Origin of the sequence: Microcoleus sp. S13_B4 (assembly GCF_036700885.1) — a bacterium.
In the GTDB taxonomy this organism is placed as follows: Bacteria; Cyanobacteriota; Cyanobacteriia; order Cyanobacteriales; family Microcoleaceae; genus Microcoleus.
Genome location: NZ_JAUBPU010000081.1, coordinates 1 through 21,515, shown reverse-complemented (window position 1 = coordinate 21,515; position 21,515 = coordinate 1). Strand labels below are relative to the sequence as shown.

Annotated in this window: 18 protein-coding genes; 12 read left to right on the top strand and 6 right to left on the bottom strand. The window is 45.5% G+C overall.

The genetic code is table 11. The features are described from left to right. Positions 1-555 precede the first annotated feature (555 nt). The 3 genes from QT994_RS25230 to QT994_RS25220 form a co-directional block, all read right to left on the bottom strand. On the bottom strand, positions 556-1,920 hold the full coding sequence (locus tag QT994_RS25230; RefSeq protein ID WP_333179464.1) for a serine/threonine-protein kinase: 1,365 nt from the start codon (positions 1,918-1,920) through the stop codon (positions 556-558). 29 nt (positions 1,921-1,949) lie between these two features. Continuing rightward, positions 1,950-4,481, bottom strand: coding sequence for an ankyrin repeat domain-containing protein (locus tag QT994_RS25225; protein WP_333179461.1), 2,532 nt, complete (start codon positions 4,479-4,481; stop codon positions 1,950-1,952). Positions 4,482-4,685: 204 nt separating this feature from the next. Continuing rightward, the gene (locus QT994_RS25220) at positions 4,686-4,820 is read right to left on the bottom strand and encodes a DUF4058 family protein (RefSeq protein WP_333179459.1); all 135 of its coding nucleotides are present in this window, start codon (positions 4,818-4,820) and stop codon (positions 4,686-4,688) included. Positions 4,821-5,142: 322 nt separating this feature from the next. On the opposite strand from QT994_RS25220, the gene fbp reads away from it, so the two are divergent. The 11 genes from fbp to QT994_RS25165 all read left to right on the top strand — a co-directional run bounded on the left by fbp (position 5,143) and on the right by QT994_RS25165 (position 16,941). Continuing rightward, the gene (gene fbp, locus QT994_RS25215) at positions 5,143-6,216 is read left to right on the top strand and encodes a class 1 fructose-bisphosphatase (protein WP_333179456.1); all 1,074 of its coding nucleotides are present in this window, start codon (positions 5,143-5,145) and stop codon (positions 6,214-6,216) included. Positions 6,217-6,400: 184 nt separating this feature from the next. Next, on the top strand, positions 6,401-7,555 hold the full coding sequence (tal, locus tag QT994_RS25210) for a transaldolase (RefSeq protein WP_333179453.1): 1,155 nt from the start codon (positions 6,401-6,403) through the stop codon (positions 7,553-7,555). 261 nt (positions 7,556-7,816) lie between these two features. Next, positions 7,817-9,346, top strand: coding sequence for a glucose-6-phosphate dehydrogenase (gene zwf, locus QT994_RS25205; RefSeq protein WP_333179450.1), 1,530 nt, complete (start codon positions 7,817-7,819; stop codon positions 9,344-9,346). Positions 9,347-9,482: 136 nt separating this feature from the next. Further along, positions 9,483-10,847, top strand: coding sequence for a glucose-6-phosphate dehydrogenase assembly protein OpcA (gene opcA, locus QT994_RS25200; RefSeq protein ID WP_333044271.1), 1,365 nt, complete (start codon positions 9,483-9,485; stop codon positions 10,845-10,847). A gap of 367 nt (positions 10,848-11,214) precedes the next feature. Next, positions 11,215-12,828 (top strand): cobyrinate a,c-diamide synthase, encoded by a 1,614-nt coding sequence (locus tag QT994_RS25195; RefSeq protein WP_333179448.1) that lies wholly within the window; start codon positions 11,215-11,217, stop codon positions 12,826-12,828. A gap of 101 nt (positions 12,829-12,929) precedes the next feature. Then, on the top strand, positions 12,930-13,421 hold the full coding sequence (locus tag QT994_RS25190) for an ureidoglycolate lyase (RefSeq protein ID WP_333179445.1): 492 nt from the start codon (positions 12,930-12,932) through the stop codon (positions 13,419-13,421). 410 nt (positions 13,422-13,831) lie between these two features. After that, positions 13,832-14,140, top strand: coding sequence for a hypothetical protein (locus tag QT994_RS25185; protein WP_333179443.1), 309 nt, complete (start codon positions 13,832-13,834; stop codon positions 14,138-14,140). Between the two features lie 11 nt (positions 14,141-14,151). After that, entirely contained in the window at positions 14,152-14,604 is a 453-nt protein-coding gene (locus QT994_RS25180; protein WP_333179441.1) for a hypothetical protein, read from the top strand. A 96-nt stretch (positions 14,605-14,700) separates the two neighbouring features. Then, positions 14,701-15,156, top strand: a complete 456-nt coding sequence (locus QT994_RS25175) for a KGK domain-containing protein (protein WP_333179439.1) — start codon at positions 14,701-14,703, stop codon at positions 15,154-15,156. 120 nt (positions 15,157-15,276) lie between these two features. Continuing rightward, positions 15,277-15,453, top strand: coding sequence for a DUF4089 domain-containing protein (locus QT994_RS25170; protein ID WP_333179437.1), 177 nt, complete (start codon positions 15,277-15,279; stop codon positions 15,451-15,453). A 24-nt stretch (positions 15,454-15,477) separates the two neighbouring features. Continuing rightward, complete coding sequence (locus QT994_RS25165; RefSeq protein WP_333179435.1) at positions 15,478-16,941, top strand: AtzE family amidohydrolase; 1,464 nt, start codon at positions 15,478-15,480, stop codon at positions 16,939-16,941. A gap of 11 nt (positions 16,942-16,952) precedes the next feature. Here the strand turns inward: QT994_RS25165 and rpsU are convergent, their stop codons facing one another. Beyond that, positions 16,953-17,147 (bottom strand): 30S ribosomal protein S21, encoded by a 195-nt coding sequence (gene rpsU / locus QT994_RS25160; RefSeq protein WP_333044279.1) that lies wholly within the window; start codon positions 17,145-17,147, stop codon positions 16,953-16,955. A 173-nt stretch (positions 17,148-17,320) separates the two neighbouring features. Continuing rightward, positions 17,321-18,455 (bottom strand): peptide chain release factor 2 gene (gene prfB / locus QT994_RS25155; RefSeq protein ID WP_333044280.1). Its coding sequence is split into 2 segments (ribosomal slippage): positions 17,321-18,382 and positions 18,384-18,455, totalling 1,134 coding nucleotides; the frame shifts between segments, so codons are not numbered across the junction. 204 nt (positions 18,456-18,659) lie between these two features. Here prfB and QT994_RS25150 point away from each other — a divergent pair. Further along, a complete protein-coding gene (locus tag QT994_RS25150) occupies positions 18,660-19,406 on the top strand; it encodes a Uma2 family endonuclease (RefSeq protein ID WP_333179433.1) in 747 nt (248 codons plus the stop codon). A gap of 81 nt (positions 19,407-19,487) precedes the next feature. Here QT994_RS25150 and QT994_RS25145 read toward each other — a convergent pair whose 3' ends face one another. Beyond that, complete coding sequence (locus QT994_RS25145; protein ID WP_333179430.1) at positions 19,488-21,071, bottom strand: tetratricopeptide repeat protein; 1,584 nt, start codon at positions 21,069-21,071, stop codon at positions 19,488-19,490. Positions 21,072-21,515 lie beyond the last annotated feature (444 nt).

Below are 21,515 nucleotides of genomic sequence, written 5' to 3'. Positions count from 1 at the left end.
ATCGAACATTTATGGTGGGAATTAAAGGCATGGCTCAGGAGATTTGTACCTCGAAGTGTACAGATTGTGGAAAAACTCTTGGAATTGGGAGTGAAATTATGTTCAAGTAAGCAAATCGAAAATTATTTTGCTCACTGCTGTTACTGTACCTCTTAGTCACGCAAAGTGCTGTATTAACGACACTACCCTAGCCAGGGCGAGATATTTCTTACCTTTATGGTGTTTAAGCACAAACAGCTTTATTTGTGTTGGTAAGTCACTTGGCAGAAACGATCGCCCTGACTCAAGCATAACCAATCGAAAAGGCGATCGCGACTCTCAACTAATCTTTTTAGCTACGTATTCAACAAGTGCGATCGCCTTCCCCTTTTGCAGTCCTATTTCATAAATATCGAGATTCTTTATAGTTTTATTCTCATGCCAGATCCAGGATTTTTTGATGATTATCATTGTCTAAATTAGTACATAAAATTTTCTATGCTTTCGCATTTACTTAACCCACGCACTCCAAAAAAAAACGGGTTTTTAATCAAATCTGTGGATAACAACAATGATTTATTTTAGTTTACTTAAACAATCACTCAATTCTCTTACCAACCATTCTTTCTCAGCTTGTGGCAAAAATAAGCCAAAACAATAGTTACGCGACTTGGCGCGAATCCGGCAAAAACTAATCGATTTTTTGAGCAATGGCAGATGAATTCCGCTCAACTTTACCCGCTGGATATCTTGAGAACTGATTTGAATTGGTCTGATGAATAGACGAGAAGCAATCCTACTACACAAGCACCTACACAACCACATCAAAGCATAAAATAGGGTAAATGTTGTTATAGCCAGGAATGATATAACGAAAAATCTCCAAAATAATGTAAGTAGCCAATCGGTTGTAGTGTATTCACAAGACAAGCTAGATAGAACAAATCCCAGAATCAAAGAGAATGGAAGTAAAAATTTATAACTCAGATGAATGAACTGGAAAAACCACTTGAGTTTGCTAGGTGAACGATCGGGGTGTATCTTGATTAATAACCACCGTTTAGTGTCAATTAAAGTAATTCGGAATTGGGGCGATCGCTGAAACATTTTGTCGGAATTAATCCCCCTTGGTTGTTCCCCTCGCAGCGCTGATAAAGCATCTTTTGCTGAGTGAAATCTATCTTCAATTGCGGGTTCAATTATCTTCTCTAACCAGTCCGAAAACTCTGCAGAAATAGAGACGATCTCGCGGAATTTTACCTTCAGCTTTTCTCTGGGTAAATCCGATGGAAATTTCTGGGTTAACAAGAAAATTAGCGTTGTTCCCAATCCATACAAATCTGTTGATAATACAGCTTTTCCTCGGAATTGTTCTGGTGCCATGTAACCGTAGGTTCCGGCAACGGTACTGCCTCCAGTAACGGTATGGTGGTAAGTATTTTGAACTGCGCCAAAATCAACTAGGAATACTCGCCCATTTTTTTGCAGAATAATATTTTGAGGTTTAATATCTCGGTGGATAGCAGCAGGTAACAGCGATTGCAGGTAAGCTAGAATTTCTAGCAATTGATAGGCGATATGACGAACTTGCGCTTCATTTGGTTTCCAGCCATTTTCTATCAACTGTGCGAGAGATTTTCCCGGTGCGAGTTGTTGGGCGATATAAAAACAACGATCTTGGGAAGTATCAACTTGAAAGTAGTCAATGTAGCGAGGAATTCCCGGATGATTCAATCCCGATAAAGTTTTTGCTTCTCGTTCAAATAACTCGATTTTCTTCCATTCAGTTGTCAGGCGCAGGGATAAAGCTTTGAGTGCAACTTTTTGATTGCTGTTTAAATCTACAGCAGCATAGGTAATCCCAACTCCACCCTGCCCTAATTTACCGATTATGCGATATCTTTCAGCAATGATTTTTTCCGATCGTTGTAGTGTTTTCATATTTTTGTGCCTGGGTTGATTTTAGATAATTAGTCTGTTGCGCCGCGAGATCTGAGTATTTTTGCTGCTGGGTCTCGGTCGGGGTTCCAGTTGGTTTCTGCTATCTTTAGCGGCGTGTCGCCATCGCAGTTTGTAGCGTCAATTTTTGCACCTTTAGCAATCAGTAATTTTAAGATTTCTACAGTGCCATAATGTGCTGCTTTGTGGAGTGGAGTTGTGTTACACATATCTCTATTATTAACATCTGCACCGTTTTTAATTAGCAGTGCAGCAATATCATTGTGTCCGATCGCGATCGCTTGATACAATGGAGTTTGACCGTCCGCATTTCTAGCGTTAACCCTTGCGCCATTAGCAAGTAGCAGTTCAGCGATATCTTGATAGCCTCGATCGACAGCAAGATGCAGGGGAGTTTGAAGCAAGTTATTTTTGGCATTAACGAATGCACCTTTGGCAATGAGTTGTTTGGCTACATCCTCAAGTTTGAAATCGACAGCGATATGCAGTAAAGTTCTGCCTTCTTTGTCTTCACTATTAACATCTGGGTTTTTACTAATTAGCAGCGCCACTGTATCCTGAAGTTTCAGGTCTACGGCGATATCCAGTGGAGTTTTTCTTTGATTATCCTGGATATTAATTTCTGCACCTTTAGCAATCAGCAATTTTAAGATTTCTACAGTGCCATAATGTGCGGCTTTGTGCAGTGGAGTTGTGCCAGATTCATCTATATTATTGACATCTGTACCGTTGTTAATTAGCAGTGCAGCAATCTCATTGTGTCCGATCGCGATCGCTCGATACAATGGAGTTTGACCGTTCGCATTTCTAGCGTTAACCCTTGCGCCATTAGCAATTAGCAGTTCAGCGATATCTTGATAGCCTCGATCGACAGCAAGATGCAGGGGAGTTCTTTTTTCCCTATCCAGAATCGCAACATTTGCACCGTCTTTAATTAGCTGTTGTACCAACTCCTTAAAGCCTATTTTGACTGCGTTATGTAATAAAGCTGTACTCTTGCCATTTCGGGCATTGTCTTCTTTGATGTTAATTTTTGCGCCTGCGGCGAGTAGTATCTTTGCTATTGCCTTCGATCGCGCCGTATGTAGAGGAGTCATGCCATTTTTGTTTTTGGCATTGACATCCGCACCTTTAGCAATCAGCAACTTGGCCATTTCAGGCGATCGGGCAAAGAACAGAGGAGTTTTATTAAAATATTGACTTCCTGTCCAGGCGTTAATATCTGCACCATTAGCAATTAGCATCTGTGCTACTTTTATGCGATCCAACATAGCAGCAAAGTGTAATGGGGTATAGCCATCTGTACCCTTAGCGTTGACATCTGCACCTTTGGCAATTAGCGTCTGTGCCACTTTTATGCGATCGGATGCCGTAGCAACGTGTAATGGGGTATGGCCATATGAATCCTTAGCGTTGACATCTGCACCTTTGGCAATTAACAATTCTGCCACCTCTTTTGAGCCAGCCAAGTGTAGTAAATTCTCGTCGTTCTTTACCCTGCTATTGGCACTAATGCCAAGATCCAGATAATGCCTAACAGTTTTAGTATCTCCCTGTCTGGCAGCCTCGACAACTGCATAGGGTGTAAATCCAATCCGGTTGAGGATGGGATATTTAAAGTGATTAAAAACAGCAACAGCAGCAACAGCAGCAATTCCTATTTTGAGGCGTTTTTTCCATTGCGTCGGATTGGATTTAACGCTAACTATTCGAGGATTGCGAAGAGATTCAAGCGCTTCTTGTGCCGATTGAAAGCGGTTTTCTAAATCTGGCGTGATCGCTTTTTCTAACCAATCGGCAAATGCTGCTGAAATCTGAATTTGAGAGCGAAAATCTTCCTCTAGTATATTTGTTGGTAATTCGGCGGGGGAACGGTGGGTTAGTAAATACAACAATGTCGCTCCTAAACCATATAAATCTGTTGCAGGTACGGCTTGTCCGAGAAATTGTTCGGGAGCCATATAACCATAGGTTCCAACTAGGGTACTTCCTCGCATTAAAGTATTATAATAAGTGTTTTGCACTGCTCCAAAATCTACTAAGCAAACTTCCCAATCTTTTGGTTTGTGGGAATTAATGGGGGATTTAAAAACAATATTTTCTGGTTTAATATCCCGGTGGATAACGGGTGGTGTCTGTGAATGGAGATAAACTAAAATCTCCAAAATTTGTGTGGCAATGCGTTGAATTTCGGGTTCAGAAGCGTGCCAGCCACTTTCGACTAAGCTTGCTAGAGATTGCCCTTGGGCCAGTTCTTGTACTATATAAAAACAACGGTTATCGGGAGTATCGACATAAAAATAATCCAAATAAAGCGGAATTCCCGGATGATTCAATTTTGATAAAACATTGGCTTCTCGTTCAAATAGTTCCAGGACTTTCCAGTCATTCATTTTCTGTAAAGACAAAGCTTTGAGTGCGACTCGCTGGTGTGTTTGGAGGTCAACGGCTTCATAAGTTGTGCTACTACCGCCTTCTCCGAGTAGCTTTTTAATTTGATAGTGTTTGACTAAGTTATGGGGAATTTGTTCAACAATATCCATAGCATTATCCTGGGTTGATGAGTACCAACAAAAATTTTATATTTGGGTTTTAAAAACACAAATTTTGAAAATTTATGCAATGTAAATTGAGTGTTTGAGTATATTTCAAACAAGTCAATAGAAAAGTCAATGACGGACTCTGTATATTTGCTTAAATTTCAATTACCGTATTTCTATGGATAACTTACCCAGAATTTTGGAGTGTCATATCACCTTTGGCGAAAATTTACGTACGGGATATTGATCGTAATCGAACCGATAATCATAGCCGACGCGATCGTAAATGCCTGCAAGCAATTCCGGCAAATTAACAATAGGTTCTACATCTTCTTCGCGCAAAGGAAGTTGTCGGTCTTTTTGAGATGCTAGCCAACGTTCGTAGGCTTCTCTATCGCCACTTTTTCTCTCAGCGCCCTCTGCGTCCTCTGCGGTTAATCAAAAAAAGTAGTGATTTTGGATACAATTCGCGACTCAACAGTCGATCGAACTCCTCAATTTTCGATGCGGATCTAAAATTCACCTAAAGTTCGACGCCCTTTGGCAAAACCCTCCCTAAGATAGAAGTTAGGGGACGATCGGTCTAATAGCCGATACAGGCGCAAGTGTCAAGCACCTGAAAATCCCAAACTCAGAGCCGCAAGACAGGGAGGTTATCAATATCATGGTACAAGCGCCGACAGGGGAAGCCCGACTGGGCCCGATCGATCAGGTGCAAGCCTTAGACCGAGATTGCACGACTCTCTCCCGTCACGTACTCCAGCAACTCCACAGCTTTTCAGCAGATGCTCAGGATCTCAGCGCTCTGATGAATCGCATCGGGCTGGCGGCCAAGCTGATCGCCAGGCGACTTAGCAGAGCCGGATTAATGGCAGATGCCTTGGGGTTTACAGGGGCTACGAACGTGCAGGGAGAATCCGTCAAAAAGATGGATATCTATGCCAATGAAGTCTTTATCTCGGTATTCCAGCAAAGCGGACTTGTCTGCCGCTTGGCTTCCGAGGAAATGGAAAAACCCTACTACATTCCCGAAAACTGTCCGATCGGACGCTACAGTCTGCTCTACGACCCCATAGACGGTTCTTCCAATCTTGACATCAATCTCAATGTCGGCTCCATATTCAGCATCCGCAAGCAAGAGGGGGACGATGAAGACGGTTCTGCTTCCGACTTGCTGCAACACGGACACAAACAAATAGCGGCCGGCTACGTGCTCTACGGCCCCAGTACCATGCTGGTTTATTCGATCGGTCAGGGCGTTCATTCCTTTACCCTCGACCCCAGTTTGGGCGAGTTTATTCTAGCTAACGAAAACATTAAGGTTCCCGAACGCGGCCCGATTTACAGCGTTAATGAAGGCAACTTCTGGCAGTGGGAGGAATCTTTGAGAGACTACATTCGCTACGTACACCGCAGCGAAGGCTACAGCGCCCGGTACGGCGGGGCTTTGGTGGGAGATTTCCACCGGATTTTATTTCAGGGAGGCGTGTTTTTGTACCCGGGAACGGTGAAAAACCCGGAAGGCAAATTGCGCTTGCTCTACGAATCGGCTCCTTTGGCGTTTTTGATGGAGCAAGCCGGCGGGCGTGCCAGTACAGGCATTCAAGACATCTTAGACGTTGTGCCGACCAAGCTGCACGAGCGATCGCCCTTAATTATCGGCAGCAAAGAAAATGTAGCGATGGTCGAGTCTTTTATTCAAGATCGATCGCGCAATCCTAGAACAGTCCAAGAGTGAAGGAAGTTCGGCAACGGATTGTGTAACGGATGTAACGGATGTAACGGATGTCAGGAAGAAGGAAGAGGGTTTTAACTTATAACTTTCGACTCCCAATTACCAATTCCCCATTGCCAATTTTCAATTTTCAATTTCCAATTTCCAAGTCCCAATTAACAGCTATCAAATTGTAGGAGTTACAGTAATGACAGCAACACCAACGAATCACCTGTTAGAAATCAAAGAAATTGGCCAAAGTATCTGGATGGACAATTTGACTCGCGATCTGATCAAGTCCGGCGAACTCAAACAGATGATTGAAAGTAGGGGACTGCGCGGGATTACATCTAATCCGGCTATTTTTGAGAAAGCGATCGCGGGTAATGTGATTTACGACGCTGATATCGAAGCGGGCATCCGGGCGGGCAAATCTGTAATGGAGATTTACGAATCTCTGGTATTTGAAGATATCCGCAACGCTTGCGACATCTTCGCCCCAGTTTACGCAGAGTCGAAGGGTTTGGACGGCTACATTAGCATTGAAGTGCCACCGACGATCGCCAACGACACAGAAAGCACGATTAGCGAAGCCATACGCTATTACCAAGCCCTCGGCAAAGAAAACGTGATGATTAAGATTCCGGGAACCGCTCAAGGTTTGCCCGCAGTCGAGCGAGTCATCAGCGAAGGCATTAACGTTAACGTGACTTTACTGTTCTCGGTTGACAGCTACGTTGAAACCTTCTGGGCTTACATTCGCGGTTTGGAAGCGCGGGCGGCTAAAGGTTTGGATATTAGCAATATTGCTTCTGTTGCCAGTTTCTTCTTGAGCCGGATCGACATTAATATCGATGGCAAGATTGACGAGAAGCTCAAAAATGTCACAGATATTTCCACAAAAGCTAGACTGGAAGCGGTGAAGGGGAAAGTGGCGATCGCCAATGCGAAGATAGCTTACCAGAAGTATAAAGAGATCGTAGCGAGCGATCGCTGGCAAGCATTAGCGGCCAAGGGAGCGAAAGTACAGCGCTTGCTGTGGGCTTCCACCAGCACCAAAAACCCCAACTACAGCGATGTCATGTACGTCGATGAACTAATCGGCCCCGAAACTGTTAACACTTTGCCGCCGAACACCGTTGAAGCTTGTTTCGATCACTGCGATGTCGCACCCCGGATTGAGAACAACGTTGCAGAAGCTTACACGCTGATCGAAAGTCTCAAAGATCCCGACATCGACATCAACTTGGACCAAGTGATGGCAGACTTGCTCTTGGACGGGATTGATAAATTCGTCACCCCGTTCCAATCCCTGATGGATTCCTTGCAAGAGAAAGTCCAGAAGTTGTCACCCGTCGCTTAGGCAGATATCTGTATCCTGAAAGGCAGAAGCATTTAGGAATCGGAATAGATAATTATTTGGGTTCTTAAATGCTGAGTTTTAAATTCTCTCTAGGAATTTTGAGATTAATGGGTGTCAGAGTTCCTAGAGAGCAAAATCATCTGCCTCCTCTAGCAGTATTAAGAATCGATTAATTCTCTCACCCAGCAACTAGCAGAAATGACCGCAAACTATCATGGTGTCTTGGCAGGGTTAACACCACTAGAACAAGGAAAATAAATAATGGTAACGCTACTTGAAAATCCACTGCGGGTCGGTTTGCGAAAAGAACGGGTGCCGGAACCACAAATTCTGGTAATCTTCGGAGCTTCTGGGGATCTCACCCAGCGCAAACTGGTACCTGCAATTTATCAGATGAAGCGCGATCGGCGCTTGCCACCGGAAACTACCGTGGTGGGAGTAGCCCGCCGCCCTTGGAGTCACGATTACTTCCGAGAGCAAATGCGCGAAGGCATTGAAGAATTTGGCGGCGGCATTGGCAGTGAAGAATTGTGGCAAGATTTCGCTCAAGGTTTGTACTACTGTCCGGGCGACATTGACAACCCGGAAAGCTATCAAAAACTCAAAGCTTTCTTAGCGGAGCTCGACGAAGAAAGGAGAACTCGCGGCAATCACATATTTTATCTATCAGTTTCCCCGAACTTTTTCCCAGAAGCAATTAGGCAACTGGGCGCTGCTCAAATGCTGGTAGACCCAGCAAAACACCGCTTGGTAATTGAAAAACCCTTCGGCCGCGACTTGAGTTCGGCAAAAGCTCTCAACCGAGTCGTGCAGCAGGTTTGCCAAGAACAGCAAGTTTACCGAATTGACCACTATTTGGGTAAAGAAACTGTTCAGAATTTAATGGTGTTCCGGTTTGCTAACGCGATTTTTGAACCACTGTGGAACCGGCAATTTGTCGATCACGTACAAATTACAGTTGCAGAAACAGTAGGCGTAGAAGACCGGGCGGGTTACTACGAATCCTCTGGGGCGTTGCGGGATATGCTGCAAAACCACTTGATGCAGATTTTCTGTCTGACGGCGATGGAACCGCCGAACTCGCTCGACGCTGACAGCATCCGCACCGAAAAGATGAAAGTTCTGCAAGCAACTCGCTTGGCAGATTTGAATAACTTGGAGTTCTCAGCGATTCGCGGTCAATATTCCGCAGGTTGGATGAAGGGCAAACAGGTGCCCGGATATCACGATGAGCCGGGGGTTGCTCCCAACTCGACAACGCCGACTTTTGTGGCGATGAAGTTTATGATTGACAACTGGCGCTGGCAGGGAGTGCCTTTCTACCTGCGAACCGGCAAACGGTTGCCGAAAAAAGTTAGCGAAATTGCGATTCAGTTCCGCGAAGTGCCGCTGCTAATTTTTCAGTCCGCTGCCCAACAAACTACTCCGAACGTTTTGACTATGCGCGTGCATCCGAACGAGGGGATTTCGCTGAGGTTTGAGGCGAAAATGCCGGGGCCGGATTTGCGGACGCGGACGGTGGATATGGATTTCAGTTACGGTTCTTCCTTTGGGGTGACATCTTCGGATGCTTACGATCGACTGTTAATTGATTGTATGCTGGGCGACCAAACTTTGTTTACCCGTTCTGATGAAGTGGAAGAAGCTTGGCGGGTGGTAACGCCGGCGCTGATGGAATGGGAATCGTCCAACGAACAACAGTTGGTTCCTAAATACGAAGCGGGTACTTGGGAACCGGCGGAAGCAGAACTGCTAATTAACAGAGACGGCCGCAAGTGGCGCAGACTTTAAGAGTCATTAGTCAGCAGTCCTTAGTTTATTGGTCAGGATTAGTCATTATTGATTAGCTAAGAACCAATGACTGAGAACCAATGACTAAGAACCAATGACTAATGACTAATAACAAATAACAAAGGAGAAAAGATTTATGACGATGACACCGATGAAAGCTCCGCCTCTGGTTTCGCTGCAAAATCCTAAAGATGTGTCGCTCGACCAGATAGAGGCTGAATTGAGTCAAATTTGGGAAAGTTACAGAGAATCTGGTTCAAAGGGCGATTCTCCGATCGCTAGTAGGGCAACAACTTTTACTTTTGTAGTCTACGAACCCGAAGAAACTCAGCGGTTATTAGCGGATCTGGGGTTTTACGACGGGCCGGTGGACGGTATTACCGGGCCGATGACGGCATCTAGCATCAGGGCGGCTCAAAAAGCTTACGGGCTGCCGAGAACTGGCAAACCTAACGCTGAATTGCTGGCGACTTTGCGGGAAGAAGTGGCTCGCAAAAATTCAAATGGCGAGGAGATGGGATCGAGTGGTTTGGGTTCCGGGGGATCGGGCGTGGCTGACGCGATCGTGGCTGCCAATCCCTGCCGGATTATTGCTCTGTGCCCGACGGCGGGGGAAGATACGGGCGTGCAGGCTCAAGTGGCTGCTTATTGTCCGGTTCACAAGCGCACCACGGGCAATCTGATCTGCTGCGAGTACATTACGCTGCGGGGTACGGAAGCTGCTTTGGAACGGGTGAGTGGCATCGTGACGGCGTTGACTATCGCTGATTTGCCGACGCTGCTGTGGTGGAAGGCGAATCCTGATGCCGATCGAGGTTTGTTCCAGCGGCTGGCGGCAATTAGCAGTTCTGTGATTGTTGACTCTAGCAGCTTTGCCGAGTGTGAAGCCGAATTGCTGTTGATGCAAAGTCTGATCGAGGAGGGAATTCCGATCGCGGATCTGAATTGGCGCCGGCTGGCCGCGTGGCAGGAGTTGGCTGCTGAGGCTTTTGACGCCCCGGAACGTCGGGCTGCGATTCGGGAAATTGATCGGGTGACGATCGATTACGAACAGGATAATTCTACTCAAGCGCTGATGTATTTGGGTTGGCTGGCAAGCCGACTTCAGTGGCGTCCGGTTGCTTTCAAACAGGAAGAGGGCGATTACCAAATCAAGCGAATTAAATTCGCGGGACCCGACGAACGGGTTGTCGAAGCCGAGTTGGCTGCTATTCCTACTGCTGATTCGGGCGATGTCGCGGGCGATTTGATTGCTTTGCGTTTAAATTCTACAAACGAAAAGGCTGACTGCGGTACGGTTCTGTGTTCGGAAGTGGGCGGCTGTATGCGGATGGAAACGAAGGGCGGCGCTCAAACCGATCGGTTTAACCAGGTGAGTCCTCTGTTCGATCAGGTGACGGAACAGTTGCTGGGCCAGCACTTGCAGAGTTGGGGCCGAGATGTGCTTTACGAAGAAAGTTTGGCAGTGACGGCTCAAATACTGAAGTTAGCTAAGCGGTAAAGAGAAGGAAGAAGGAAGAAGGAAGAAGGAAGAAGGAAGAAGGAAGAAGGAAGAAGGAAGAAGGAAGAAGGAAGAAGGAAGAGGGAAGAAGGAAGAAGGATTGAGTTAATATTCAGTGGGGCAGGCAATGTCTGCCCTACTTTTTTGGAAGTTGTGAGTTAGAAGTTATGAGTTTTGAATTAATAATGTTCTTTAACTCCAAACTATAAATTACTTCTAAAAAGCAACGAAATTACCTATATTATTCTCATTCTTCCTTCGCGTCTTCGCGGTTCGTTAAATTGGTATTATTTGAGAAGTTCAAAACCAATACTCATAATTTTATCACCTGTCTGATTCCTGTATTTTTTGTAACTAATCTAGAACTATGGCTTTAGTAATTGCTGGTGAACGCAGCGGTGCGGGAAAGACTACTGTAACGATCGCCCTTTTAGCTTATTTAATCCGTCGCGGCTTGAATGTTCAATCTTTTAAGGTTGGTCCCGATTACATTGACCCGATGTTTCATGCTTTTGTTACTGGTCGCCCCTGTCGGAATTTAGACCCGGTATTAACGTCTGAATCTTATGTAAAAAAGTGTTTTTCTCGTCATATTCAAGATGTCGATTATGCCTTAGTTGAAGGCGTAATGGGGCTATTTGATGGGGTTTCTCGGAAGAAAGAAGAAGAAAGTTCGGCAACGGATTTCGTAACGGATGTAACGGATGTAACCGATAGAAGTTCGGCAACGATTGTACGAGATGTAAAGGATTTAACGGATTTAACAAATTTAAGGAAGCCCGAAGGAAAACAACACTATTCTATTTCCTTTGCTTCTACGGCTCATGTTGCTTATTTGCTGAATTTGCCGGTATTGTTTGTGATAGATTGCAGCAGGCTCTCTGGTTCTGTGGCTGCGATCGCCCACGGTTTTCGTTCTTTTAACCCTGACCTTAAATTCGCTGGTTTGGTACTCAATCGGGTGGCTAGCGATCGACATTTGGAGTTGCTTCAAGATGCTCTCAAACCGCTCACTTTACCGATTTTAGGCGTTTTGCGTAGGGATGAGGCTGTTACTATTCCCGATCGACATTTGGGTTTGATTCCTGCTGAGGAGTTGCCGAATCTTCATGCTGCGATCGATAAGTTGGCTGATTTGGCTGCTGTTAGTTTTGACTGGGAGCAACTTTTGCCTTTGTTGGCTGCAACTCGAAATGGGGGGGGTGAGGGGTCTGAGCAACTTTTGGGTAGGCACAATCTCCCTTCGGGGATTGTAACTCAAAAAGATGATGTTGTCAACTCTTTGGGAAAACAATTTGGAGTGAGGATTGCAGTTGCGCGCGATCGGGCTTTTAATTTTTACTATCAGGACAATCTTGATTTGTTGGAAGAGTTGGGTGCGGAGTTAGTATTTTGGAGCCCGCTTGATGACTCGGTTTTTCCTGACAATGTGCAAGGGTTATATTTTGGTGGTGGTTTTCCCGAGGTGTTTGCTCAAAAATTGAGCGGTAATGTTTTAATTCGGGATGCGGTAAGAAGTGCTATTTTTTCGGGAATGCCGACTTATGCGGAGTGCGGCGGTTTGATGTATTTGTGTGATTCTATTGTAGACTTCGATGGCAATTCTTGGCCAGGGGTCGGTGTGTTGAAAACTGCTGCTGCGATGGGAAAGCGTTTGACGCTGGGATACCGAGAAGCTGTGGCGGTGAGGGATAGTTCGGTGTTAACTGCTTTTGATGAGGTTTGGGGACATGAGTTTCATCGATCGCATTTAACTGTTGAACCGAGTAATCCAGTTTATCACAGTTGGAGGTATGGGAAGCGGGGGGAAGTTGAGGCGGTTGCTGAAGGTTGGGGAGTTTGTCAGGTGCACGCTTCTTATTTGCATTTGCATTGGGGTGCTCGTCCTGATATTCCGGCTCGTTTTTTGCAGCAGTGTGCTGAGTTTGATTGTAAGGGTAATTTGGGCGATCGAGAAAGCGAACTAGATTTTTTTATTTAATTAATTAAGCGCAGAGGCAACAAAGGGCACACAGAAGAGAAAAGAGACGAGTTACTGTATTAGAATGTTCGTGACGGATCAAGCTAGAGATGTTGGGATTTATGAGCGAATCAATTTCGACTAAGCAGTTATCCGCACAATGGGTGACACCGGAGAATTTTCGGAGTTACGGTCAAGTTATCTTTGCGGCTGTTGATGGCAAGTCTTTCGATGCTGAGGATGCTCAGTTAAATTTGCAAAATGGTATTCCTAGATTTTACATTATGCGGCTGCACCATAAAGGTCGCAAGTTTGGCAAAATTACACGACACGTTAAATGTACTCAGTGTTTGGGTTCTTTGGATGGGAAAGATTGGTTGATGGCGGTTGCGCCTCCTGGGGATAGCTATAAACCGAGTTTAGAGGATATGGCTGCTTTTCGGATTCCGGGCAATTGTTTTATTAAGTTAGATGTGGGGACTTGGCACGCTGGGCCGTATTTTGATGCGGATTTTGTTGATTTTTACAATCTGGAATTGAGCAATACTAATGTGGTTGACCATTTTATTTTTGATTTGGTAAAAAATCACAATCTGGAGTTTGAGATTGTCTGATATTGGCGATTTGTAGTTGCGCTTTCTGCGGGGTGATTCTCGTTAGAGGTTGCTTTTGTGAGTAATATTTTTTAACCGCAGAGGGCGCAGAGGACGCAGAGGAGGAAAAGGAGGGGGTTCGCAAGGGATTGGGGACTTGATTTTGGCCTCACTAGGCTGAATGGTTACTAGAAAGGATAAAGTTTACAAGTGTTAAAATAAGTGCAATTGTCATTCCTGAGCAAAAGCATAGCATTGTTCTGCGCGATGTCGTTTTTAATTGGGTTGGATGCTGATGATTGTTATGATGCAATTAGGAGGCGCGCTGCGGTTCGGTATGTGATTTCGCGGGGTAAGTTGCTGGCGGAAACTGAACCTGCTAAAATGAGTTTTTATTCGGTTTGACAAACAATATTTTAAGCAGTTAAATTGTGAATCAAGGTGCTATCCCCGATGAGAGTCCGAGAAATTTGCCGGAACAACTTCTGCTGCAAGACGCTAAGGCTGGTAATTGTATAGTAATTCATTGCAGTACAGATAGATTGTTGGGGGATGCACCGAGACTTATTGCTGTTTATGGCGGAAATTCTGAGAATTGGGATAAAATGACAAGTATTGAGGCTTTTGAAATTAATGGAGCTTCCTTACAATTCCATTGGTTTCGGAACAGTCAGACTCTTCAAGATGTGGAGTTTAAATTCAAGCGACAGTATCCCAAAACCGCCCCTAAAAATCTGTAGGTAATCAAGTTATGAAAATTCGTTGTATTGCTAATATGGGTGAATATCTCCCTGAAGAATATATAGATCCGCCACGCGGTTACACTAGAAAGGTTAAGTTACCGCTAACTATAGGCAAGGAATATGTTGTGTATGCTATCCGAGAATGGAAAGGGACTATTTGGTACTACATCTGCAATGATAATTATAGCTATTATCCTATCCATAATCCGGCGCCGATGTTTGAAGTGGTTGACAGCAGAATTTCTAAGTATTGGCGGTTTGAACTTTCGCCCAATGGATTGTTAATGATAGCGTTTGAAGAGTGGTTTACTGACCCTTATTTTTATGATAAGCTGACGGATCAGGAAGAGGCGGAGGTGGAGATTTTTGAGAAGGTTAAGGAATTGATGGATGCTGAGGATTTCGATTTGCCTCCGCTGGATGTGGCTGTTGAAAAGTTGCGGGAAACTGTCAGTGTTTGAGTGGAAAAAATGCGATAATCCATTAATTTTGTTAACCAGCTTGACTCAGATAGCTTGAAATGATATAAAATATGAATCGGCAGAATTTTAAAAAAAATGAACGATAAACTTGCAACGAATAAAAAGTATGAGATACTAGACGGCGATGATGATGTTTTGTTATTGGGTAAAGCTACTTTTACGGTGCGCCGATTTAAAGAGCTAGCCGCTAGCAAATTTAGGAGTATACTTGATATTTCTGTAGATAAGGATGGATATCATACGATTTCTACGATGATGGAAGAGCTACAGATTAACGAAGAAACAAAAATTATGGGAGGGAATATAACCTGGAAAACCTCTCAACAAGGAATCGCTTGTCAAATTCTCAGAATTGGTTCTAAAGGTTGGCAAAAAGGAAAGCTTCAAATAGAAATTAATGGAGGTTTAGAATATTCTGGGAAAACGCAGACATCTATAAAGTTTTTTCCAGATGAACCAGTAAAGCAAAAATCCCCTTTAGATGATATTAGACAATCCGAGGAATACAAAAAACTGAGCAATAATAACTGACTGCCCGATCGCGATTACAATACAATAATCGATCGCACTTATATCTGAATCTTAGATTTTCAACCGCAGATGAGGGCAGATGTACGCGGGTGAACGCTGATGTTTTTTTGGGATGGACTAATGACAAATATAGAAGAATATGTTGATCGCACTGCTGAACTGATAAACTTACCCTTAGACCCGGAACACCGGCCCGGTGTTGTGGTAAACTTCGAGAGAATAGCTGCGATCGCCCGACTCGTTACTGAATTCCCTTTACCCGCAGAAGTAGAAGTCGCGCCGGTGTTTGAACCTTAGATTTTTAACCGCAGATGAGGGCAGATGAGGGCAGATGAACGCAGATGTTTTTTAGAGAAGGCTGATGCGGTTGCTACGGCAGCGGCTGTTAAATGTGGTAAGGTTACGGCTACAGAGGCGGTAAGTGCTGCTTTGGAACGGATTGCTGTTAAGGATAAAGCTTTTAATTGCTTTACTGCAATCACTGCATCAAGCGCACTCGCAGCAGCCGAAAATATAGATAATTCGATCGCAAATAACGAAAACCCAGGCCCTTTAGCAGGCGTTCCCTTCGCAGTCAAAAACCTGTTCGACATCGGCGGAATTACCACTCTAGCTGGGTCAAAAATCAACGCTGACAATCCTCCGGCTACCCAGGACGCGGCGGTGGTCGCCCGACTCAGACAAGCCGGGGCTGTACTCGTAGGTACTCTCAACATGGATGAGTACGCCTACGGTTTCGTCACGGAAAACAGCCACTACGGGCCGACTCGCAATCCCCGCGATACTGCGCGCATCGCCGGCGGTTCCAGTGGCGGTTCCGCAGCAGCAGTCGCCGCGGGTTTTGTACCCATCACTCTCGGTTCTGATACTAACGGTTCCATCCGCGTACCGGCTGCTTTGTGTGGAGTCTTTGGGTTTAAGCCTACTTACGGTCGTTTGTCCAGGGCTGGCGCTTATTTATTTTCGAGTAGTTTGGATTGTGTGGGGCCGTTTGGGCGATCGATCAGAGATATGGCGCTGCTGTACGATATCCTGCAAGGCCCTGATTCTCGTGACCCAGTTTGCACTCAACGCCCGCCAGAACTTTGTTCGCCGCAGTTAAATCAAGGTATCGAAGGATTGCGAATTGCTGTTGCTGACGGGTATTTCGCTACAGGGGCCGAACCCGAAGCAATGGATGCTGTAGAAATAGTTTCTAAAGCCTTGACAAATATCTTGGCTTGTGGTAAAGGCACAGAAAAAACAACAAACCCCCCAAAAATAGGAGGGCTTGCAACTGTCACCATACCGGAATCCGATCGCGCCCGGGCTGCGGCATTTATCATTACCGCCTGCGAGGGTGGAAACTTGCATTTAGATAATTTGCGATCGCGCCCTCAAGACTTCGATCCTGCCACGCGCGATCGCTTTTTAGCGGGAACCCTGATCCCTGCGACTTGGTACTTGCAAGCGCAGAGATTCAGACAGTGGTACCGCGATCGAATTCGCGAAATATTCCAAAACACAGACATCATCCTCGCACCCGCAACCCCGATAGCTGCCCCTGAAATTGGCGTCGAGAAAATGGTAATAGCCGGACAAGAAATCTTAGTGCGTCCCAATCTCGGACTGTTCACCCAACCCCTATCATTTATTGGCTTGCCCGTTCTTTGCGTGCCCGTACAGCGGCCCGGCGCTTTGCCTTTGGGGGTACAAATTATTGGTGCTCCCTACAGCGAAGCGGTGATTCTCCGAGTCGCTGCGGTACTAGAATCGCAAGGCATTATATCTGCCGAATCAATTTAGTGCTAATAATTCTAGGGTTTGTTAGTGCGGTGAAAGCGTCTCTTAGTCCTTCGGGCAATAGCTTTGCGCTTCTGCTTTTCCAACGGCGTTTCAAAGTGGCGGTGCTTTCTCATGTCGGGGAAAATACCCGCTTTGGAAACTTGTCGCTTAAACCGTCGTAGGGCTGACTCAATCCCTTCATTTTCGCCTATTACAACTTGGGTCATTATTTCTCCTTAGTGTTTGTCAGATCAAGTTTTATCATATCAAGGTTTTTGACCGCACGACCTGTTGAAGGTCGGGCGATCGCCCAAAACCTCAAAATTGTAGCAAATCCGCTGCCATTACTGCTCTTGATTCTTTAGTCTGCACAGGCAGACTTTGTATGTCAAGGCGCCAATTATATTCGCGCGGTTGAATCAGTTTGGGCTATCAACTGATTTTCCTGCCGCAGGTAAGCTTGAATAAACGGCTCTAATTCGCCGTTCATCACATCTGCGATGGCGGTTGTTTCCACCCCTGTACGCAAATCCTTGACCATTTGGTATGGGTGAAAAACATAATTGCGAATTTGGTTGCCCCAAGCCGCCTCCACCATGTCGCCGCGAATCTCTGCAATTTCCGAAGCCCGCTGTTCCTTAGCAATTACCAACAGCCTAGCCTTGAGTAATGCCAGAGCTTTTTCCTTATTTTGCAACTGACTGCGTTCTTCTGTGCAGCGGACGGCCAAACCAGTAGGAATGTGAACGATGCGGACTGCGGTTTCTACCTTGTTAACATTTTGCCCGCCCTTGCCACCCGCGCGGGAAGTCGTGATTTCCAAATCTTTTTCTGGAATGTCCAACTTGACGGATCGATCGAGAACTGGCATCACTTCAACGCCTGCAAAACTGGTTTGACGCTTGTCGTTAGCATTAAAGGGCGAAATTCTGACCAAGCGGTGAGTGCCTTTTTCCGATCGCATATAACCGTAAGCGTAGCGACCGACAATTTCCAAAGAAGCCGATTTAACACCTGCTTCCTCTCCCTCGGAAATTTCCATTAAATGTACTTTGTAACCTTGACTTTCCCCCCAGCGGGTGTACATCCGCAGCAGCATTTCCGCCCAATCTTGAGCATCTGTGCCGCCGGCCCCGGCGTTAATTGTCAAAACGGCGCCGCCTTCATCGTAGGGCCCCGATAGTAATTGTTGCAGTTCCCACTGGTCGAGTTCGCGGGTTAACTGAGAAAGACTCGATGAGGCTTCTTGGAACAGCGACTCGTCGGCTTCTAACTCCAGCAGTTCTAAAATAGCTTTAGCATCTTCCAAGCTCGTTTGCCAGCCGCGATATTGTTCTAAATGAGATTTGAAGTCATTAAGTTCTTGGAGGGTTTCTTGAGCTCGATCTTGGTCGTCCCAAAATGCTGGTTGGGCGCAGATTTGCTCTAAGTCTTGAATTTTGGCTGTAAGTGCGGGGATGTCAAAGATAGTCCTGGGTTGTACCCAGTCGATCGGACAATGTTTCGATATTGTGTTTGATGTCTAGAACTTCCACTGTGAGTTCTCCTAGTTTTGGGGTGTATTTTTAAGTTTAGCTGAAATTGGGATATTTCCACAAACAAAATGTTATTGCTTCTTCCTGATTAGATATAGTGCCAACCCGTTGAATTAAAAACTTTACCGCATTCAAAATTCAAAATTCACAAAAAGTTGCTATAGTCTAAAATCAGGTTAACGATCTCGATGGAAGTTAACTGCCATGATTTCCCCAGAACTAAAATTCAGCTTGCCGTCCACCGAAGACCTGCCCTGTTCGGACGATACCCCTGTGGATAACGAAGACCAGAATCTGCTGCCGAACTTATTGTTGTTTGTCCTGACCAGCATTTGGTCGGCTCGCATGGATTGGTACTTTGGGGTGGATATGGCGGTGTATCACACGACGGGAATCAGTCCCAAAGTGCCTGTCGTCCCCGACGGGTTTCTCAGTTTGGGGGTGGAGCGCCGAAAAGGGGGTAAATCTCGCCGCAGCTATGCTGTGTGGGAAGAAAACGAGGTTGTGCCGATCGTAGCATTGGAAATGGTGTCTCACAAACCCGGTGGAGAGTACGACGATAAAATGTCGATTTATGCCGGGTTAGGAGTTTTGTACTACATTATTTACAACCCCGAATTTTGGCGGCGCGATCGCCATCAACCGTTTGAAGCCTACAAGCTGATTGACGGGCAGTATCGGCAGCAGATTGGCGAACCCTATTGGATGCCAGAAGTGGGACTGGGCATGGGGCGATCTCAGCAAGTTATTGGGGGCATCGAGCAAGAAATTCTGGTTTGGTACGACGAGTTAGGAAATGTCTATCCCCTGCCGGATGCAGTGGTGGGGCAGATGCGCGAACAGTTGAGAGTAGAACAACAGCGAGCCGAGGGTCTACAACAGCGAGCCGAACGCCTAGCTGAGTATTTGCGATCGCAAGGGATCGATCCCGATAACCTGCCTGAATCTTGACATGAAATTCGATCGGCTTCACCGCATTCTTCCTTCTTGTGACAACAGTCAACAGTCAACAGTCAACTGACTTCTTCCTTCTTAGATATACTGCGAACCTGTTGAATTGAAAGTTTTACCGCATTCGTGAGCGCATACGTCCAACCTTTTGGAACAGGAAAAACTTTTTGTGAGGTCTTCGCGAAACCAATCTCTGGCGATCGCATCTTTCACAGATTGAGTTCTAAGAGAATTAAACCCCTTGCCGTACTTTTCAATTAAAGCCAGCATTTGCGGTCTGTAAGTGTGGTTATAAACAGCGTATTTAGTATGGCTTACCCAACAGCAAGGCCAGAGTTCCGCTTCAAAACTAATGAAAATCTCTTTGGTGGCTTGAGTTTGACAGCTAATTTCTACATTTCGGTAGTAATTGTTTAGGCTACCAAATTTTTCTACAGCTTGGATAAATTGGTCTCCCTGTGGATTTTTATATTGTTCCAATGATGGGGGTTGGAGTTCTTCGGTGGCTGGCTTTGATGGGACAGAAGAAGTTGGTTCTGGTGCTTGAGAGGTTTCGATAGCTATAGCTTGATACCAAGCATAATTTGCTTTTTCTGGTTGCCCCAACTGTGTCAAGACTTTAGCTAAATTGCGATAAGCTCCGGCAAAATTGGGTTTAAGCTCGATCGCCTTTTGGTAATAAGCACTAGCTGGCTGCCACTGTTGCTGTTGAGCATAAAGACTGCCGACATTAGCATAAACTTCTGGAAAATTAGGCTGAATTTTGAGGGCTTTGGCGTAACAATCTGCTGCTGCTTGCATCTTCCCCAAACCTTGAACAGCATTGCCTAAAGTTTTCCAGGCTGCTGCAAAATTAGGTTGAATTTTTAGGGCTTGTTGGCTGGCTGCGATCGCCTCTGACAGTTGCCCTTGTTTCAAGCATTCCTCAGCTTGTCGGTGGAACTGAAGCGCGCCCTCTTCTTGATGCTGAGGGGCTGATCCATTAGCTGTTGCTGCTTGGTTGGGGCGATCGCTCTTAGCCTCTACCTGAGAGTTTTCTGCCTTCTGGGGCTGTTGATTTGCGGACTCTTTGTCATAAATCTCTTTCGCCACAAAACGAGAAGTAGCTTTCGGTACAAACTCGACAAATCCTAATTGTTGGGCTAAATCCCGCGCTGCTTCTACTTGGTGCTGGTTGTGTTCAAATATCAAGTAATGCCATACAGCTTTTCCGCCAGCTTGGATAAAGGCATTAACAGATTGCATTATCCTGTCCCAGTTGGTATTTTGGCGGTAGATGCTGTTAGTATCTGCCAACCCGTCGATACTAAAAATTACGCGATCGTGTTCTCCTGTCATCGCCTGTGCCAGGGCTTGCCACCAGTCTGGATTGCGTCCGCTACCATTTGTGTACAGGCTGATATGAGGAACTCCCATGCGGTGCAAATACTCGATCGCCGGAATTGTGGTATTGCTAGTCATAGCATCGCCGTAGTTGCCGCACATATAAACCAAATCCAACTGAGAGCAAAACTCTTGTGGGAAAATTCTCTCAATATCCTCCATCTTTAATTCCGCCCCCGGCAAAATCGGGTTGTCGGTGCGGGGACACTGCGGGCAAGCTGCATTGCACCGGGAGGTAATTTCTACGCTGACTGTCCTGATATCTTCATATTTTAAGTACATGAGTTTTCCCCAATTAATTTGTGATTAATATTGAAATCGCGATCGACACAATTAGATAACAAGAGCTTTGATTGAGTGATTAAAAAGTAAAATTATACCTGATGCCTGCCGGCTCTGAACATGATATAAGTTTTTTGTATGAGGGACAGAGGAGAGGATGACGACTATCTTGATTCCCAATCAAAAAAAAAACCGCGGCAGGATGTCGATCGAGCCGCGGTTTTTTTTAATAAACTAAAGTTTCAATTAATCGCGACCGTTGAGAGCAATCAGCAGGCGCAGAATAAAGATGAACAAGTTGATGTAGGTCAAGTACATCGACAGAGCAGCGGGCAAATACTGATCGTCGCGGTAGCTGCGGGGTAATATAGACCTCTTGCGAAAGTCTCAGGCGATCTCTAATTTAGTCTTTAAAGAAAGTTCATAATTATAAATGCCAGCGAT

Coding starts and splice junctions, on each gene's coding strand:
- QT994_RS25230 (WP_333179464.1), bottom strand. CDS start 1,920: ATGAAAACACTACAACGATCGGAAAAAATCATTGCTGAAAGATATCGC.
- QT994_RS25225 (WP_333179461.1), bottom strand. CDS start 4,481: ATGGATATTGTTGAACAAATTCCCCATAACTTAGTCAAACACTATCAA.
- fbp (WP_333179456.1), top strand. CDS start 5,143: ATGGTACAAGCGCCGACAGGGGAAGCCCGACTGGGCCCGATCGATCAG.
- tal (WP_333179453.1), top strand. CDS start 6,401: ATGACAGCAACACCAACGAATCACCTGTTAGAAATCAAAGAAATTGGC.
- zwf (WP_333179450.1), top strand. CDS start 7,817: ATGGTAACGCTACTTGAAAATCCACTGCGGGTCGGTTTGCGAAAAGAA.
- opcA (WP_333044271.1), top strand. CDS start 9,483: ATGACGATGACACCGATGAAAGCTCCGCCTCTGGTTTCGCTGCAAAAT.
- QT994_RS25195 (WP_333179448.1), top strand. CDS start 11,215: ATGGCTTTAGTAATTGCTGGTGAACGCAGCGGTGCGGGAAAGACTACT.
- QT994_RS25190 (WP_333179445.1), top strand. CDS start 12,930: ATGAGCGAATCAATTTCGACTAAGCAGTTATCCGCACAATGGGTGACA.
- QT994_RS25180 (WP_333179441.1), top strand. CDS start 14,152: ATGAAAATTCGTTGTATTGCTAATATGGGTGAATATCTCCCTGAAGAA.
- QT994_RS25175 (WP_333179439.1), top strand. CDS start 14,701: ATGAACGATAAACTTGCAACGAATAAAAAGTATGAGATACTAGACGGC.
- QT994_RS25170 (WP_333179437.1), top strand. CDS start 15,277: ATGACAAATATAGAAGAATATGTTGATCGCACTGCTGAACTGATAAAC.
- QT994_RS25165 (WP_333179435.1), top strand. CDS start 15,478: ATGAGGGCAGATGAACGCAGATGTTTTTTAGAGAAGGCTGATGCGGTT.
- rpsU (WP_333044279.1), bottom strand. CDS start 17,147: ATGACCCAAGTTGTAATAGGCGAAAATGAAGGGATTGAGTCAGCCCTA.
- QT994_RS25150 (WP_333179433.1), top strand. CDS start 18,660: ATGATTTCCCCAGAACTAAAATTCAGCTTGCCGTCCACCGAAGACCTG.
- QT994_RS25145 (WP_333179430.1), bottom strand. CDS start 21,071: ATGTACTTAAAATATGAAGATATCAGGACAGTCAGCGTAGAAATTACC.